The 17,480-nt window shown below is 60.7% G+C and carries 13 protein-coding genes; 8 read left to right on the plus strand and 5 right to left on the minus strand.

Features of this window, described 5'->3' with window-relative positions:
• Positions 1–7: 7 nt before the first annotated feature.
• The 4 genes from R3C19_09615 to R3C19_09630 are packed head-to-tail and all read right to left on the minus strand — an operon-like array spanning position 8 to position 2,157.
• Positions 8–682 carry an Ldh family oxidoreductase gene (locus tag R3C19_09615; protein ID MEZ6060607.1) on the minus strand — a complete coding sequence of 225 codons (675 nt, stop codon included), beginning with the start codon at positions 680–682 and terminating at the stop codon, positions 8–10.
• Positions 601–1,119: an Ldh family oxidoreductase gene (locus tag R3C19_09620; GenBank protein ID MEZ6060608.1), complete on the minus strand. Its 519-nt coding sequence runs from the start codon at positions 1,117–1,119 to the stop codon at positions 601–603. Before R3C19_09620 ends, R3C19_09615 begins: the two co-directional genes overlap by 82 nt.
• Positions 1,116–1,538, minus strand: a complete 423-nt coding sequence (locus tag R3C19_09625; protein MEZ6060609.1) for a hypothetical protein — start codon at positions 1,536–1,538, stop codon at positions 1,116–1,118. Before R3C19_09625 ends, R3C19_09620 begins: the two co-directional genes overlap by 4 nt.
• On the minus strand, positions 1,531–2,157 hold the full coding sequence (locus tag R3C19_09630) for a hypothetical protein (protein ID MEZ6060610.1): 627 nt from the start codon (positions 2,155–2,157) through the stop codon (positions 1,531–1,533). The genes R3C19_09625 and R3C19_09630 overlap by 8 nt, the downstream gene beginning before the upstream one ends.
• 858 nt (positions 2,158–3,015) lie before the next feature.
• Between R3C19_09630 and R3C19_09635 the strand changes: the two genes are divergently transcribed.
• The 4 genes from R3C19_09635 to R3C19_09650 all read left to right on the plus strand — a co-directional run bounded on the left by R3C19_09635 (position 3,016) and on the right by R3C19_09650 (position 11,987).
• Positions 3,016–5,955, plus strand: coding sequence for a DUF1549 and DUF1553 domain-containing protein (locus tag R3C19_09635; GenBank protein ID MEZ6060611.1), 2,940 nt, complete (start codon positions 3,016–3,018; stop codon positions 5,953–5,955).
• A 91-nt stretch (positions 5,956–6,046) separates the two neighbouring features.
• Positions 6,047–7,483, plus strand: a complete 1,437-nt coding sequence (locus R3C19_09640; protein ID MEZ6060612.1) for a DUF1501 domain-containing protein — start codon at positions 6,047–6,049, stop codon at positions 7,481–7,483.
• Positions 7,484–7,564: 81 nt separating this feature from the next.
• A complete protein-coding gene (locus R3C19_09645) occupies positions 7,565–10,588 on the plus strand; it encodes a DUF1549 and DUF1553 domain-containing protein (GenBank protein ID MEZ6060613.1) in 3,024 nt (1,007 codons plus the stop codon).
• Positions 10,589–10,625: 37 nt separating this feature from the next.
• Positions 10,626–11,987 (plus strand): DUF1501 domain-containing protein, encoded by a 1,362-nt coding sequence (locus tag R3C19_09650; GenBank protein MEZ6060614.1) that lies wholly within the window; start codon positions 10,626–10,628, stop codon positions 11,985–11,987.
• Between the two features lie 270 nt (positions 11,988–12,257).
• Here R3C19_09650 and R3C19_09655 read toward each other — a convergent pair whose 3' ends face one another.
• Positions 12,258–12,878 carry a DUF1080 domain-containing protein gene (locus R3C19_09655; protein MEZ6060615.1) on the minus strand — a complete coding sequence of 207 codons (621 nt, stop codon included), beginning with the start codon at positions 12,876–12,878 and terminating at the stop codon, positions 12,258–12,260.
• A gap of 270 nt (positions 12,879–13,148) precedes the next feature.
• Here R3C19_09655 and R3C19_09660 point away from each other — a divergent pair, with 270 nt between their 5' ends.
• From R3C19_09660 to R3C19_09675, 4 genes are all read left to right on the plus strand, one after another.
• Positions 13,149–15,197: a DUF1549 domain-containing protein gene (locus R3C19_09660; protein MEZ6060616.1), complete on the plus strand. Its 2,049-nt coding sequence runs from the start codon at positions 13,149–13,151 to the stop codon at positions 15,195–15,197.
• Complete coding sequence (locus tag R3C19_09665; GenBank protein ID MEZ6060617.1) at positions 15,124–15,498, plus strand: DUF1553 domain-containing protein; 375 nt, start codon at positions 15,124–15,126, stop codon at positions 15,496–15,498. The genes R3C19_09660 and R3C19_09665 overlap by 74 nt, the downstream gene beginning before the upstream one ends.
• A gap of 40 nt (positions 15,499–15,538) precedes the next feature.
• Positions 15,539–15,868, plus strand: coding sequence for a DUF1553 domain-containing protein (locus tag R3C19_09670; protein MEZ6060618.1), 330 nt, complete (start codon positions 15,539–15,541; stop codon positions 15,866–15,868).
• 215 nt (positions 15,869–16,083) lie between these two features.
• Positions 16,084–17,475 carry a DUF1501 domain-containing protein gene (locus tag R3C19_09675; GenBank protein ID MEZ6060619.1) on the plus strand — a complete coding sequence of 464 codons (1,392 nt, stop codon included), beginning with the start codon at positions 16,084–16,086 and terminating at the stop codon, positions 17,473–17,475.
• Positions 17,476–17,480 lie beyond the last annotated feature (5 nt).

The raw sequence follows: 17,480 nt of genomic DNA on the forward strand, positions 1-17,480 counted from the left end.
TCCATAGTCAGCGTCGGTCGGTCGGGGCGGCTTCGGAACCGGGAATGACGACTTCCGCAGCGCCGGATGCAGCGGAACCAGGCCGGGCAAAACTGTGTTCGACACCAAGCCGCTCACACGTCTCGTGAATCTGCCGCCAGGTCGTTTCGTCCAGCTCAATACCACTGCTCAGACGGCTGGCTTTCGTCCGCTGCTCGATCTCGCCGGGAACCAGAATTTCTCCGTTCGGAGCGACAGTCCGCGAACTCTTTACGAATTCGATGAACCGAGCGACTTCGGGAAAGAACTCTTCGGCGGATCCAAAGCGGCTGCGGTCGATGATGATCGACAGCATGCCGTTGACAACGCGCCAGTTGTTTTTCGGGTTGGTGCAGGAACTGCCCGTCAGCGCCCCGGCCAGCATTTCGATCATCACGGACAAAGCGTAACCCTTGTGTCCGGCAATCGGCAGAATGGAACCCGGTTCGGTGTAGAACGCCGCCGGATCGTCTGTGGGCCGACCGGTGGAATCAATGATGCAGTTGTCAGGGACGCGTTCGCCCTTATTGAGCGCCACGCGGATCTTGCCTTCCGCAATCGTGCAGGCCGACATGTCCAGAATCAGCGGTTCGCCGTTCGTGGGAACACCGGCCGCCATCGGATTCGCGGACAGTCGCCGGTCGATCCCTCCGAACGGAGCCACCAGCATTCCCGCGCGCTGGTGTTGACGAAATGCAGCGACATCATGCCGGCGTCGGCTGCCTGGATCGCCCAGTCTCCGATCCGTCCCAGGTGGCCGGAATTCCGCAGAGCGATCACTGCCACACCGTGCCGGCGGGATTTTTCAATTCCCAGATCAATGGCCTGTTCGCCGATCGTCTGCCCAAGACCAAACTGCCCGTCGACAACTGCGATCGCGTCGCTTTCCGTGACGATCTGAATCGACCTGTTGGCGAAGATCTTGCCGTCGCGCAGCCAGTCGACGTATGACGCAACCCGGATGACGCCGTGCGAATCGTGTCCGACCAGATTCGATTCCACCAGATGCCGGGCAACACGCTGCGCTTCTTCAGTCTGACAGCCGGCGGCCGAAAAAATATCGGCCGTCAAAACTGCCAGATCCTGGTATGAAAGATTCATTCCGAAGCCCCTTCGGTCAATCGCACAAATTTCTGAATCGTGTGACAGCCGGGATCAACCAGGCCCCGGTTTCCGCCAGCGGACATCGTGACTTCGCTGACGTAAAGGTCCCCGCGAGAATCGCACCAGACGTCGTGCGGCGCGAAGAAATCTCCCGCTGCACACGGGTTGTCACCGCCTCCCCATCGGGCCAGCAGTTCGCCCTGCGAGTTGAAAATACTCACCCGGCCTCCCGTCGCATCTTCCGACGGAGCGGACGTTCCGGGCCACATCCCCGCGCGGTAACCCAGTTCCGCGACGCAGACGTTCGCATCGCCGTCGATGAACACCTGGCACGGGCGAGCCACATCGGTCCATTCGCTGATAAACCGGCCATCGTCGGAGAAGATCTGAATTCGGCTGTTCTCCCGGTCAGCCACGTACACAGCGCCCGGCCGCGTCGACGGCGATGCCGTGGGGCACATGAAACTGTCCCGGCTCGTCACCGGCTTCACCCCATGACAGAACCAGCCTGCCATCCGCTGTGAACCGGTGAATTCGCGCGTTGCCGTAGCCATCGGCGACAAACAAGTCGCCGTTCGGAGAAATCGCCAGATTCGTGGGAAAATTGAACGGCGGCCCCGCACGCTGAATCGTGCGGTAGTCGACGGTCGTGGCCCCGGTGTCGGACGACCGCCCGCTGGTTCCCAGCGTCAACAGCAGCCGGCCGTCGGGAGAAAACTTCTTCACGGTGTGATCGAGATCATCGACACAGTACACCGAATCATCAGGCCCGATGGTGATCCCGTGGGCTCGCGCGAAGACACCTTCGCCCCAGGAACTCAGAAAGTCGCCGTCCGGAGAAAAGATGATCACGGGATGGATGCCGCGGTTGAACACGTAGACGCGGTTGTTCGAATCGGTTGCGGCGGCCGTGACTTCGACAAAATCCCAGCCCGACGGAAGCGCAGGCCAATGCGCGGCGACGCGATATCGAAAACCACTCGTGCCGACAACAACATCCGCACTTTCCGACGTGTCAGCAATGCCCGGTTTCATCGTTCGCTCCGCATTTCGGCGACAACGTCCCGTGGTCTTGTCCCATCCCAATCGCCGCGAATGGAAACGCCGACCGCAGCCGGCATCGCAGCCTGTCGTTCACAGCGGGACGCAACAAACATAAAGCGGCTTTCGACGACGGGTCGCGGAACGCATCAACCGGACTTCAACAAGCGGTGCAATCTAATCTGCCCCGCCGCCGGCTGCCACCACCGCGAATTCCACCGACGCGGTGTTGCAAATGCCAACGGGCTCCCGATTCAGCGGCGGCTCGGCGGGAGGGCGAGGCTCCTGCCGAGCCATGCGTGCCAAAGCGCGCCCGATGCGGCAGCGGGCCGGCGGGAGCCTCGCCCTCCCATTGTTGCCATCGGTGTGAATCGGTGAAATCTGTGGTCAGAACCCGCAGACAGACGACCTGCCGCGTATTCGGCACAATCAATCCAGCACGCCCCAGAACGCTTTCCGACGGCTGCGCCGCACAGCTTCTGCGAAGACGTGGTACCCGTGACGAGCGCATGCCCGGCGGACGAGGCTCCTGCCCCTGGATACAGGGCGATTTTTCGGGTGCGGCGGTTTAGTATCGCTTTCCTCTGCACGGAATCGGTGTTTGCCGGCAAAGCGAACGACAGTTCAGAACTGACAATTCCGCGAAAAGGAAAGCGACGACGAGTCGCCGCACTCCAAAGGCGTCGCTTGTTCGAAGACCGGCGCCAGCAGGCTCGCTGGCAGAAAGAGCCCACGGACATTGCACACGGACACATACCCGTCCCGAACACACAGATCCTGATTTCATCGGCGGCGATTGCTGGTAGACTCATGACGATTGAGCGATCGGAAACTGCGGACACGGACCTACTGATGTCGCACAGACGCGCAACTCAAATCGCAATCTTCTGCGCTGCCGTGTTTCTCGCGAACGCCCTGCATGCACAGTCGCAGGACGAGCGACCGTGGCCGTTCTATTCGCCGAAAGCAGCATCGCCGCCGGACGTGCCGTCGGATTGGATTCGAAACGAAATCGACTCGTTTGTCCTGCGTCGGCTGCACGATGCCGGGCTGCGTCCGGCGCCGGAGGCCACTCGTCAGCAGCTGATTCGCCGGCTGTACTTCGACCTCATCGGTCTGCCGCCGGCCCCGGAGGACGTCGACGCATTCGTCAGCGACAAATCGGAACAGGCCTGGGCGGACCTTGTCGACCGGTTGCTGATCGATCCTCGTTTTGGAGAACGATGGGCGCGGCTGTGGCTGGACGTGGCTCGCTATGCCGACACGGCCGGATACGAGGGTGATCCGGATCTGCCCCACGCCTGGCGATACCGCGACTACGTCATCGACGCGTTCAACAGCGACAAGCCGTACGATGAGTTCATCAGGGAACAAATCGCCGGTGACGAATTCGAAGAAATCATGGGAGCCGGTGATTTGCCGGAAACTCCCGCGGAACGCGTTGTGGCGATGACGTTCCTGCGACTCGCTCCGTTCACGGAACCGCGGGGCGATGAATCGCGCCACGAATTGCTGAGCGAGATGACGTCGACCGTCGGTGCCGTGTTCCTTGGACTCACCGTCGGCTGCGCGAAGTGTCACGACCACAAGTACGATGACATCCCCACCAAAGACTTCTACCGCCTGAAGGCATTCTTCTCGACGGTCTCCCTGCCCCGCCCCGAACCGGGCGACGGCTTTCAGATCGGCGGTTCGCTTCCCGCCACGTTTTACCGTGATGGCGAACAGGAATGGGCAGCCGCCCGCCGCACTGCGCTTCAACAGGAAGTGGCCGACGCGAAGCAGCAACTGGAAGAACTCAAAGCGGCACTCACCGACAAGCTGGACGACAAAGCAGGGTTCGGTCTTCAGGCGATGGGCGGTGGTCTCGGGAACAACTACATCTTCGGCCGCACGCCGGTCAGCGACGGCACGCTGCACGCTTCAATCGTGAACTGCGACGCAAACGAATGGGCGTTCTTCACGGACTTTGGTTCGCGAGAACAGACTGGCAGCAATGCCGGCTCCAATCAGGGACAGTGGTTCGGCGATGTTCCGAACGTGCAGCACGTTGCACTGGGGCAGTATTCCGAAGGCACAGGTCGCATCCGCGCTGAGCAGGCGCATCACGTGGGAGCGTTCGCTCACGTGCTGATCTACGACCATCCGCTCAGCGTCGATGAACGGACGGCACTGCAGTCCTGGCTGACAGCGGGATGCACGTGCGATCCGCCGCACAGCGGACTGCGGTTCTGGCTGAATGCAGCTGATCTCGACGGCAATCCGGACACCGACAATCCCGCGACGGGCAGTCAGGTCGCGCGATGGACCGATCGCTGCGGCGGAATCACGTTGTCACAGACAGCACCACAGCTCCAGCCGACATTGACGACAGTCGCCATCGGTGGTGACGGCACCGTCAGCGGTGATGAGCGCCAGGCGGAGATTCCGGCCGTTCGTTTTGATGCCGATTTTCTTGTCGGTGCAGCCGCAGACGCGTCCTTCACGCAGGATCAGTCGGGATCGCTGGTTGTGATCGGCACGGCTGAGCATGCTCACGAAGGCTACGGTTTTGAAGTCGGCGGCGACGGGGCGTTTCTGAGCACATTCATCAATCCCGGCGCGTCGGCACGGACGGATGTGGAATCGCTGCTGACCGCCCAGGACAACGAACTGGTGTCGCCGCAGGATCGGGAACGTTACCGGTGGCTGTCGAACCGCGAACACTTTGTGGCTCAGCACCTGAAGCGCCTGCAGCCCGTGGCGATGTCGGTGCGGCATTCGTATGGTCCGCCGTATGAACCCGGAGTTCCGACATCACGCGTGTTGATTCGCGGCGAATACGACAATCCGGGCGAAGAAGTCCAGGCCGGTTTTCTAAGCTGCATCACGGGCAACGACGAGCCCGCCGAAATTCGCCTCGACCCGTTCAAACGCTGGCCCACTCGCAGCCGACGAATGGCTCTGGCGAACTGGATCGCCAGCGCTGAAAACCCGCTCACCGCGCGCGTGATTGTGAACCGGCTCTGGCACTGGCACTTCAGTCGCGGGATTGTTGCTTCACCCAGCGACTTCGGACAACTCGGCGGCGGTCCATCGCATCCGGAACTGCTCGACTGGCTCGCCCTGCGGCTTGTTCAGAACAACTGGAGCCTGAAAGCCATCCATCGGCTGATCGTGATGTCGGCGGCCTACCGACAGACGTCACTGCGAGTCGATGCGGACTGTTCCCGGATCGATCCGGAAAACTCCCTGCTGTGGCGATTTCGACGACGGCGGCTGGAAGCCGAAGCCGTCCGCGACAGCGTCTTGTCCGTCAGCGGCCGGCTGAATCCCGAACAGTTTGGCCTGCCGATTTTTCCACCGCTGCCGGACGACATCGAAGAACGAGTCAAATACTCAAACAGCAAGTGGGATACGCAGCACGGTCCGGAAGGCCGCAGGCGAAGCATCTACATCTATCAACAGCGGACTCTGACGATGCCGCTGATGCAGTCGTTCGACTCGCTGGTATGCGACGAATCGCGGCCGCTGCGCCGTTCCTCAGTAACTCCGCTTCAGGCGCTGGCGATGTACAATGGCCGGTTCGTCAGCGAAGAAGCAAAACACTTCGCATCACGCGTGCTCCGCGAAGCAGGGGATGATGCCGGCGTTTCAGAACAGATCTCGTACGCGTTTCGGATCGCGCTGGGCCGATCACCGGACTCCACTGAACTGACGGAACTGCGAAGACTGGCAGATGACAGTAAGTCGGGGCTTGCCGCCGTGTGCCGTGTCCTGCTGAACAGCAGCGAGTTTCTGTATGTCGACTAGGAACCCCTAACAAGACCTGCGAGACCTCGGAGGTCTTGTCAGGGGTTCTAAGAACGAGGAACCCGCAGATCATCGTCAGGAACTGACAGGCATGATTCCCACAACGTCCCTGCGACGCACCTTTCTGAAAACGGCGTTCAACGGACTTGGCGCGGTCGCGTTCCATGACCTGCTGCGCGCGGAGGAACGGGCGGCGGCGGCGACTGATCCGCTGGCCGAGCGACTTCCGCATGTGCCTCGGCAAGCACGCCACTGCATCTTTCTGTTCATGCAGGGCGGTGTCAGTCAGCTTGATTCGTTCGAATACAAGCCGGAGCTGACGAAGGTTCATGGAAGTCGGCTGCCCCGCATTCCGGACATTTCCGGCGAACTGCAGGGACGTCTGTCGTTTCCTCACGTCGCAATCGGCAGTCCGTTCAAGTTCCGTCAGTACGGCGAATCGGGACACTGGTTTTCGGAACTGTTTCCGCATCTGGCGCAGCACGCCGACCGGCTTGCGATGGTTCGGGGCATCAAAACGGACAATCAGAATCACGGCCCGTCCACACTGCATGTGACAACGGGAAGCCAGTTTCCCGGAAGCCCGTCCGTCGGTTCATGGGTCAGCTACGGTCTTGGTTCACCAAACCGCAACATGCCCGGATACATCGTCATCCAGGACCCGCGCGGAGCGCCCGTGAATGGTGCCGCGGTGTGGGCCAACGGTTATCTGCCGGCTTCGTACCAGGGAACGCTGCTGCGTTCGACCGGTACGCCGATTCTGAATCTTGCGCGGCCCGATGGTGTGTCCGCCAAACAGCAGCGGCGGGAATTCGATGTGCTGGCATCATTGAATCGGCGACATCACGAAGCCCGGCCCGACGACACGGAACTGGCGGCACGCATCAACGCCTACGAACTTGCGTTTCGCATGCAGTCCGACGCGCCGGAACTGGCGGACCTTTCCGGAGAAACGCAGGCGACACAGCAACTGTACGGTCTGGACAATCCGACGACTTCGGGATTCGGTCGGCAGTGTCTGCTTGCCAGAAGAATGGTCGAAGCGGGAGTCCGCTACACACTGCTGGTCCACGGCGTTCAGATCGGACCGCACAGTTGGGACGATCACGGCAACGTCCGGGACGGGATGAAGCGTCATTCACAGGAAGTCGATCAGCCCGTCGCCGCGCTGTTGACCGATCTTCATGTACGCGGTCTGCTGGAAGACACGCTGGTCGTCTGGGCGTCGGAGATGGGTCGCACTCCTTTTGTAAACGGCGCGATGAGCCGCACGCCTGGCCGCGAACACAATTCCTGGAATCTGGTCATGTGGCTGGCCGGCGGAAACGTCAAAGGCGGCGCGTCAGCCGGTGAAACGGACGACTTCGGGCTGCGTTCCGTCGGCGACGAAATTCCGGTTCGTGACGTCCACGCAACCATCCTGAACCTGATGGGACTCGACGACGATCGGCTGCGGTATCTTCATGCCGGTCGTCTTCGGCAACTGACGGATATCGGCGGCAATGTGCTGCATGATATCATCGCCTGAGACAACCGCGGCAGTCCGCTCGTCAATTCGAACAGGCGAGTGCGGAGCTGCTGATAGTTCTGATTTTGAGCGGCTGATCCCATGATGAAACTGTCAACAACGCTGACGCTTTTCGGAATCTGTCTTTGCTGGGCACTTCCGGCAGCACATGTGGTGTCCAGCGATTCCGAGCATGATGATGCTGCGTCCGACGCAGCCGACTCACCGAGGGACCCGTGGTGCTTTCGACCGATTCCGGACATCGAACAGCTTGATCCGCGAGCCGACACCGGAACCGCGACCCTCGATGTTTCTGTCATCGATCACTACATTCGCCGCGAACTGCAGAAGGTTCCCCTGTCGCCGGCCCCGCGTGCAGAACCGTATCGCCAGGTGCGGCGACTCAGCCTGATGCTGACGGGGCTCCCGCCCGACCCCGAAACCGTGGACGCCTTCGTCGACGACCCGACCGACGAACACTATGCCAGGCTGGTCGATCACTACCTGAATTCACCGCAGTACGGCGAACGCTGGGCACGGCACTGGATGGACGTCGTCCGTTTCGCGGAAACGTGGGGCTACGAATGGAACCATCTGGTGCGCGATGCGTGGCGATATCGCGACTACCTGATTCGTGCGTTCAACAGCGACCTGCCCTATGACCAGTTGATTCGCGAACACATTGCCGGTGACCTGCTGGACGCTCCGCGGGTCAATGAAGACCTGGGCATCAACGAATCACTGATTGGAACGGCGTTCTATCGGTTCGGTGAAACGGGCCACGACGACTGCGTGCTGTATCCGGAAATCAGCCTGGACGTTATGGACAACCAGATCGATACGCTGTCCAAGGCCTTTCAGGCTCTGACGGTATCGTGTTCGCGATGCCACGATCATAAACTCGACGACATTCCTCAGCGCGATTACTACGGGCTGCTGGGAATTCTGGCAAGTTCGCGTCAGGTGATTCGAACGCTTGATCTTCCGCATCGTCAGGACGATCGCAAGGCGAAGCTGGCCGCGTCAAAACGAGAGATCCGGCGAATGCTGAGCGGGTTGTGGATGAACCATGCCGACACGCTCTCAGCGGAACGCCTGAATGAGCTGCTGCGGAATTCTGCGGCGAACGGACACCAGCCCGCCGGCTCCGGCGACATCACGCATCCGCTGTTCGTCTGGCAGAACATGACAAACTCGGCGGGTGAAAGCACCTGGCAGGATCGCTGGAACGAAACTCGCAACACAATGACGGCGGAAAACGACCGGCGCGTCGCGTTCAATCGTAAAAACTATGTGTTGTTCGGCGATTTCTCTGACACGGCCGGCGACTTCAGCAACTGGGGATTCGAAGGACTCGCGGTTGAAGATCACGAATGTTTCACGCCGCATGGCGACTTCAGTGTGCTTCCGGCCGGCCCGCAGGTCATTTCGAATCTTCTGCCGGCGGGTTGTTTTTCGCACGGCCTGTCGCAGAAGCTGAATGCCGTTGTCCGATCACCGCTGCTGCCGGAAGACAGGAAATACGTCAGCTATCAGGCCATGGGACAGCGTCGAAGCGTCTGCCGTACCGTCATCGCCAACTGCACGCTGCCGTATTTCCACACCAACCGGTTTGATTCGGCGAAACTCGCCTGGGCCACGGTTGACCTGACGCACATTCGGAAGTCGCGGCTTGTTCCGCTGCGGTCATGGCTGGAATGGGCAACGGCGCTGGACGATCAGGGTTATCCGCTGCTGAACATGCCGCAGACCGAATATCAGACGATGCTCGACAATCCGCGGTCATGGTTCGGCGTGACGAAAGTGTTCGTCCACGACGTTGAGCAGCCACCGTTTGAAGAACTTCACGCACAACTGAAGGTGTTCGAATCACCGGCTGCCGGTCCCGATGACCTGGCGGTGCGGTATCGCGAGATCCTGAAGAACGCGGTTGCTCGCTGGTCGGCCGGAATGTCGGTCGAGTCCGACGTGTTCTGGCTGAACGCATTCATCGACCTGGAACTGCTCAGTTGCGACAACGATCAGTCAACGGAACTGGCGGAGCTGGTGTCGGAGTATCGGAAGCTTGAAGACCGGATCGAAACGCCCCGGCGAATCGTCGGCATGTCCGACCAGGACAGCGGCTTTGACGTTCCGCTGCTGGATGGCGGCAACGCGGCGACTCCGCAGAAGCGCGTCCATCGCAGTTACCTGACGGCCGTCGAATCACGGATGTCCAGGCATCCCGCGCAGCGCGGCAGTGGCCGCCTGCGCGTGGCGGAACTGGTCGCCGATCCCGAAAACCCGCTGACGGCACGAGTCATGGCTAACCGAATCTGGCATTACCTGTTCGGTGCCGGAATCGTGCGGTCCGTCGATAACTTCGGAAACCTGGGAGACGCGCCCAGTCATCCGGAGTTGCTGGACTATCTCGCGCGGCGACTGATCGATTCCGGCTGGTCCGTGAAGGCACTGATCCGCGAAATCGTGCTCAGCGACACCTTTCGGCAGTCGTCCGTGACATCCGGCGACGGACGGCAGAAGGATCCTGAGAATCGGCTGTTCCACCGCTATCCCTCGCGGCGCATGGAAGCGGAGGTCATCCGTGATTCAATGCTGTGTGTGTCCGGCCGCCTGGACCTGACAATGTTCGGGCCGAGCATTGATCCACACCGCGCCGAGGACATCGACAGCCGCAAGCTGTACTCCGGACCTCTGGACGGCAACGGTCGCCGAAGTCTGTATCTGAAGGTCACGCGAATGGGACCGCCGAAACTGCTGGAACTGTTCAACTTTCCGGATCCGTCCATGACGCGCGGACGTCGCGACAGCACCAACGTGCCCTCACAAGCGCTTGGCCTGATGAATCACCCGTTCGTCCATCAGCAGGCACACGTACACGCCGCGCGTCTGATTGACGAATCCGGTGCGAACATCACCTTCGAATCCGCACTGGACCGGCTGTTCCTGACCTTGTTCAGTCGGCGGCCGACAGAAGTTGAGCGAAACGAATACACACAGTTCTTTGGACAATTGGCAACGGCGCACGGCGATTCCTCCCCGGAAGATGCTCTCCACAATTCGGCCGTTTGGCAGGATCTGATCCATACGCTCTACAATCTCAAGGAATTCACGTATGTCCTCTAAAGTCCGCACCGGGTGTTCGCCGGTTAGCAGGCGGACAATGCTGAAGTTGTCTCTCGGCACGGTGGCAACCGCGGGTGTGACGCCGCGCGTGACGGGTTCGGATTCGTCAGTTCGCATCCCGCATTTTGTCCCGCAGGCAAAGCACGTCATTTTCTGTTTCATGCAGGGTGGAATGTCGCACGTCGACATTTTCGATCCCAAACCCGTGCTTGATGAATATGACGGCCGGAACACGATCAACGACAACATTCAGTCTCAGGGCCCCGGAAGTCGCCAATGGCTGGCCAGTCCCTGGAAGTTTCGTCAGCACGGAGAATCGGGAATTCCGTTCAGCAGCCTGCTGCCTCACCTGGCTGCGTGCGCCGACGACGTGACCATCATCCGTTCGATGCGCGGCGGCCTGCCTCTGCATTCGGTGGGCAATCTGTTCCTGCATTCCGGCCGCAATCGCGCGGGGTTTCCAAGCTGGGGTGCGTGGATCAATTACGGCCTGGGCAGCGAAAACTCAAACCTGCCCGGCCACATCCTGATGCACTACGACGAAGTGCTGCCGGGCGGAATGGAGAACTTCTCGAATGGATTCCTGCCGGCTCAGCACCAGGCGACGCCGCTGCGAGCGGACGGCATTCCGCTCGACAATCTGCAGTCGCGCGACCGGTCCGCCGCTGCACAGCAAATCAAGCTGGAGTTCCTGCAGTCACGTGACCGGACGCTGTCGGAAGAACTCGGAGGTCAGCGGGATATCGACGCGGCCGTGCTTAACTATCAGCTTGCCCGGCGGATGCAGGATCATCTGCCGCGAGCACTCAACATCGAAGCGGAAAGCCGGGCCGTTCAGAAGCTGTACGGTCTGGGGTCGGGAGATCCGCAGAAGGAACGCTACGCCACGCATTGCCTGCGAGCACGGCGGCTGATCGAAGCAGGAGTCCGCTTCATCGAAATCGTCACGCCACCGGGATTCAGCGCCAATGGTTCCTGGGATCAGCACGGCGAACTCAGAAAAGGGCATGGAGCCAACTGCTTCATCGTTGACCAGCCCATCGCCGCTCTGATCCGCGACCTGAAATCGCGCGGACTGTTCGATGAAACGATCATTGTGGTCGCTGGCGAAATGGGCCGGACTCCGCATTCCGCCGGCCGCGACGGGCGAGATCACCACACGTCGTGCTATTCGATTCTTGTTGCCGGCGGCGGATTCCAGCGTGGCTTCGTCTACGGTCGAACTGACGACTTCGGCATGAGCGTCGTCGAAAATCCTGTCACGGTCCATGACCTTCACGCGACCGTTCTGCATCAACTTGGTATCGACCATGAAGCGCTGACCTACCGATTCGGTGGTCGAGACTTCACGCTGCCCGACGTCGAAGGACGCGTCAACGACGACCTGATCAGGGCGTGAACGGAATGCGTTCTCCAGCGCGCACACCAGGCACCGCGCCAACCACCTCTCCCAGCGCAGCGGCAGGGAGAGGTCGCACGAGCGAAGCAATGCGCGGGAGCGAACGCGCAGCCAACGTCGTGCGCTCGCAGTGCAACCAACGCGCGGACTGCCCTCCCCCGAACTTGCTCCGCTCGTTCGACCCCTCACCGCTGGCCTTCGGCCGGGAGGGGTTCAGAGGAGCCACTTGTGCGAACCAGGCGGTCGAAAGGGGGAGCATATGAGGCTGCGTTATGGAAGCGGCATGACTTCGATTTTGCGGATGTTGACTCGGCTGCCGGGGTCATGCTGCTGGAAGGCGAAATGTCCTTCCCGGAAGGTCTGAGCGAAGTCGAGATATTCGTACAACTCGTGACCATCGACCGTCACCTTGATGCGGGTGACGTCTCTGCCGCGCCACACATCGTCGCGGACTTCCAGATCATAGGTGAACCACGTATCCGGCTTCACATGCTGCTCGTAGACATGGCACATGCCGTACAGTGAACCCGTGCGGATCGGGTCGGTATGTGTGCTGTCGATCTGAGCCTCATAGCCATCCGTAAATCCGGGCATGCGAGTTGTGCGGAAGTAAAGCCCGGAGTTCCCGCCGTCGTTGATCCGGATTTCCGCGCGGTAACGGAAGTTCTTGTACGGCCCTTTTGTGCAAACCAGCATGGAGGCAGGCCCGGATCCGCTGATCGCGCCGTCTTTGACCTCCCAGACGCTTTTTTCGTTGCCGACCTTTTCCCAGCCGTCCAGCGTCTTGCCGTCGAACAGGGATATCCATTCAGCATCCTGGGCCAGAGAATGCGTCCCGAGCGACAGAACCAGTGCGGCGACACAACCACGGATGATGCGACGGGCGGACATGGAGAATCTCCTTGTTTCAACGGATAGAAGTTTCAACGGATAGATTTCGGCGGACGAGTTTTGCCAGTCAGATGACCAGGTGCGGATTGTTGCGAAATCAGCGGAATGATGACCGGTCCCGTACAGGCGCGACCACTTTACCAACGTCGCATGGCGATACAATGATGCGATTGTGCCATGCGGAGCCTTCGGAGATCTGGCCGCTTCACAACGCCTGGCTCGAAGGTGACAATGGCAGAAGTTACGAATCACGCTCCCGGAACCCGGAAAATGCCACCCACCTGCCATCCCCGCCAGCGTTTCCTGCGCATCATCCTGATTGCGGCCGCGACAGTGATCTCCGCAGTGAGTACCGCACAGCAGAATTCCGCCGACGACGGGATTGAATTCTTCGAAAAGCGAGTTCGCCCGATCCTTGCGGAACACTGTCTTCACTGTCACGGTCCGGACGAAGCGTCGGGGAATCTGCGACTCGATTCAAAATCCGGCTGGCAGCGCGGCGGCGAGGCCGGTCCGGCGATCGTGCCGGGCGATCCCGCGGCCAGTGCACTGATTCGAGCAGTTTCGTACGAAGATCCGGAACTCAGGATGCCTCCGCCCGATGACGGCGGTCGCCTGAGCGAACAACAGATTCAGGATCTGGTGACGTGGGTTCGAAACGGAGCCACAGATCCTCGCACGGGTCCGCGAGTCGTCACGGATATTGAAGCGGCGGCGCGCGATCACTGGGCGTTTCAGCCGGTTCAGGCCCCCGTCGTTGATTCCACCGACAATCCGATCGATGTGCTGATCGAACGAAAGCTGCTGGAATCAGGCATGGTCCCAACGCAGCCGGCGGATATGAAGACGCTGATTCGCCGTGCTGCTTTCGACCTGATCGGACTTCCTCCCACGATTCAGCAGCTCGCCACGCCCCGCGAACAATTCCCGAAGCTCGTGCAGCAATTGCTGGCGTCGTCGCGATACGGAGAACGCTGGGGCCGGCACTGGCTGGACGTGGCACGCTATTCCGATGCCAAGGACGGTGTGCTGATGTACGGCGACGCCAGAATTCGTCCGTTCGCCTACACCTATCGCGACTACGTCATTCGCGCCTTTAACGATGACAAGCCGTTTGACCGATTCATCCGCGAACAACTTGCCGCCGATCAGTTGGATCTGCCCGAAGACTCACCCGACCTGGCGGCCATGGGGCTGCTGACTCTTGGCAGGATGTTTGACGGCAATCGCCACGACGTTATCGACGACCAGATTGACGTCGTCACTCGCGGATTCCAGGGACTGACCGTCGGCTGCGCCAGATGCCACGATCACAAGTTCGACCCCGTTCCGACGGCCGACTACTACTCGCTGTACGGCGTCTTCGCGAGTTGCGAGGAACCTCTGGAACGACCGCGCATCCAGGACATTTCGGAAGCCGGCACCGCCTTCGAAACAGAATTCAACGCCAAACGAGACGAAGTGCTGGCCGCTCGCCAGGCTCATTATGACGAAGTGCTTCAAGTCGCCCGCGATCGGACTCCCGACTATCTGGTGCAGGTTGCGACAACGGAACCCGATATTTCCGAAACGACGATCTTCTTCCTGTCACTGATCCCGGACCAGCTTCGACCGCAGGTCACCTGGCGATGGCGGCAGTTGATTGCCCGGCGAGCCTGGGCCGACGATTCGGTTTTCGGTCCCTGGCACGACATGATGAACGAACCGGTGCTGCGGCCGGACGAATGGCGGCAAAGCGGCGTCGATCAGCGAATCATCGACGGACTGGTGGCAGCGGAACCGAAGACTCCCGAACAGGTCGCTCGCGCGTATGGCAACATCCTCCGCGACGTCTGGTTGCAGCATGTCGAGGCATCCCGATCGGAGTCGCCCCCGTCGGACTCGGCGGTTGAGAACGACCCGCTGCTGTCTCTGCTGTTGACTCGCTCCGGACCCGTCTGGTTTCCGATTGAAGACACCGCCCGATATCTGGAGCGACAGCAGGCGGACGCATTTCGCGGCCTGGTCAGTCAACTGGACGCAATCGCCGTCAAACACAACGACGCGGCCGCGGCGAGCGATGGTGCTGATGGATTCCGACGTCCTCTGCGACCCGGTGATCTTCCAGCGAGGAGATCCCGGAGCTCGCGGCGCTCCGGTTCCGCGGCGGTTTTTGGCCGCGGTGACCGGCCCCGGACGAAAGCCGTTCTCCAGCGGCAGCGGCCGGCTGGATCTGGCCAATGCAATTGCGTCACGCGACAATCCTCTGACCGCGCGCGTCTGGGTGAATCGCGTCTGGATGCATCACTTTGGAGCGCCGCTTGTCGAAAATCCCGATGATTTCGGGCTGCGGACGCAGCAGCCACTGCAACACGAACTGCTGGAATATCTGGCGGCCTACTTTGTCAGCAACGGCTGGCGAACAAAGCCGCTGCACGAGCTGATTCTGTCGTCGCGCGCCTACCAGCGGGCCTCGATCATTCCTGACGATCAACGCATGGCGATGCAGCGGCAGACAGACCCCGACAATCACTCATGTCTGGCACGCAATCGGCGCCGGCTCGATCTGGAACAGATGCGAGATACCATCCTGCGGTTTCCGGGCGGCTGGATGAAACCATGTACGGCCGGCCGCCGCTGATCACGGACGCAGACAACAACCGCCGAACGGTCTATGCCTCGTGGAACGGCAGAACATTCCGTCGATGATACAGACATTTGATTTTGCCAACGCTGACACATCGACAGCCCGGCGAGTCGTCACGACGGTTCCGCAGCAGGCGCTGTTCGCGATGAACTCAGCGTTCATGACGCAGTCCGCTGCCGCACTTGCCGCCCGACTCGATGCCGGGACCAATTCGCAGCGCGTCGCCCAGGCATATGAGATTGTGCTGGGACGGCAGCCTTCGGACGAAGAGCTGTTGCTGGCTGAAGAGTTCTTAACCACCGCTTCGCTGGAACAGTTTGCTCAGGTGTTGCTGATGAGTAACGAATTGATGTTTGTGGACTGACAAGCTGACGATGATTTCGGCTCAGTCCGATGAGTCCCCTTCCTGCCAACCCCGGATTTCGCGAACGCACTCAACGAACAACCCTCCACACGCGACACGGTCAGGCAACGCCCGACTGTCTGCGCATTAGCACCATTGCAGTGGCGCTTGGCGATCAACTGCACCCTCCTTCGAATGAACCGAACTCCCGCCGAACTGAAAAACGGGCAGCAATCATGAACACGGAATTCTCACGACGTCAACTGCTTCGCGGCATGGGCACAGGGCTGGGCATGGTTGCAATGCCGGCGCTGCTGCGTGCCGCGGACGGGCCGCTGGCAGCGAAAGCTCCACACTTTCCCGCGACGGCAAAGCACATCATCCACATCTATCTGAACGGCGGCCCGTCGCAGGTCGACACCTGGGATCCCAAGCCGGAACTCACACGCTGGGGCGGCAGAAAGTTGCCGACGGGAAACCTGACGACGGAACGCGAAACCGGCGTTGCTCTGCCGTCGCCGTTCCGGTTCCGGCAATACGGAGACAGCGGCCTGTGGTGCAGTGAGATTTTTCACGAAACAGCGTCACAACATGCCGACCGAATCTGCGTGATCCGATCGATGTTCGCCAACACGCCGAATCACGAACAAAGCATGAGACTGATGAATACGGGTGACGAACGTCTGTCGCGGCCCAGCTACGGTTCGTGGCTGACGTACGGGCTTGGCTGCGAGAATCAGAACCTGCCTGGGTTCGTCACGCTGTGTCCCGGACTGCCGGTGGCCGATTCATCCAACTGGCGCAGTTCGTTTCTGCCGGGAATCTTTCAGGGCACCTATCTGGATACGCGCAAGACGGAAATCACCGAACTGCTGGCGAACATTCGCAACGACAGCCTGTCACCGATTCAGCAGCGCCGGCAATTGGATCTCCTGGCACGACTCAATCGGCGTCACCAGCAGCCGCGAAGCGACGACGCCGCTCTGGAAGCAAGGATACAGTCCTTCGAGCTGGCCTTTCGCATGCAGATGCAGGCCACCGACGCGCTGGACATTTCGAAGGAATCAAAAACCACGCATGACCGGTACAGGGCCGATACGGTTCACGGCCGGCAGCTTCTGATGGCGCGGCGGCTGATCGAACGGGGAGTCCGCGTTGTTCAGTGCTACCACGGCGACGTGCAGCCATGGGATTCCCACGGTAATATCGCCGGCGAGCACCGCCGCCTGGGAAATGAAATCGACGGCCCGACCGCCGCGCTGATTTCCGACCTGGCCGACCGCGGGCTGCTGGACGAAACGCTGATCATCTGCGGCGGCGAATTCGGCAGGACTCCGGCGGTCGAAATTCCCATCGGTCAGACCGCTCCGCCGACGGGACGCGATCACAATCACCACGGCTTTTCCGTGTGGCTGGCCGGCGGCGGTGTGAAGGGTGGCATGGCGTACGGAGCGACCGACGAATTCGGTTATCGCGCCGTCGAGAACCGCACTCATGTCCACGACCTGCACGCCACGATGCTGCGACTGATGGGATTTGACCACGAGCATCTGACGTATCGCCACGCCGGTCGCGACTTCCGGCTGACCGATGTGCATGGCAACGTCGTGACCGACATCATCGCCTGATCGCC

Source organism: Planctomycetaceae bacterium, assembly GCA_041398785.1.
Taxonomy (GTDB): Bacteria; Planctomycetota; Planctomycetia; order Planctomycetales; family Planctomycetaceae; genus JAWKUA01.

What these genes read in the sequence shown, in the direction of transcription:
- R3C19_09650 (MEZ6060614.1), top strand. Translation starts at nt 10,626, where the DNA reads ATGCTGAAGTTGTCTCTCGGCACGGTGGCAACCGCGGGTGTGACGCCG.
- R3C19_09655 (MEZ6060615.1), bottom strand. Translation starts at nt 12,878, where the DNA reads ATGTCCGCCCGTCGCATCATCCGTGGTTGTGTCGCCGCACTGGTTCTG.
- R3C19_09645 (MEZ6060613.1), top strand. Translation starts at nt 7,565, where the DNA reads ATGATGAAACTGTCAACAACGCTGACGCTTTTCGGAATCTGTCTTTGC.
- R3C19_09660 (MEZ6060616.1), top strand. Translation starts at nt 13,149, where the DNA reads ATGCCACCCACCTGCCATCCCCGCCAGCGTTTCCTGCGCATCATCCTG.
- R3C19_09640 (MEZ6060612.1), top strand. Translation starts at nt 6,047, where the DNA reads ATGATTCCCACAACGTCCCTGCGACGCACCTTTCTGAAAACGGCGTTC.
- R3C19_09675 (MEZ6060619.1), top strand. Translation starts at nt 16,084, where the DNA reads ATGAACACGGAATTCTCACGACGTCAACTGCTTCGCGGCATGGGCACA.
- R3C19_09635 (MEZ6060611.1), top strand. Translation starts at nt 3,016, where the DNA reads ATGTCGCACAGACGCGCAACTCAAATCGCAATCTTCTGCGCTGCCGTG.
- R3C19_09630 (MEZ6060610.1), bottom strand. Translation starts at nt 2,157, where the DNA reads ATGAAACCGGGCATTGCTGACACGTCGGAAAGTGCGGATGTTGTTGTC.
- R3C19_09620 (MEZ6060608.1), bottom strand. Translation starts at nt 1,119, where the DNA reads ATGAATCTTTCATACCAGGATCTGGCAGTTTTGACGGCCGATATTTTT.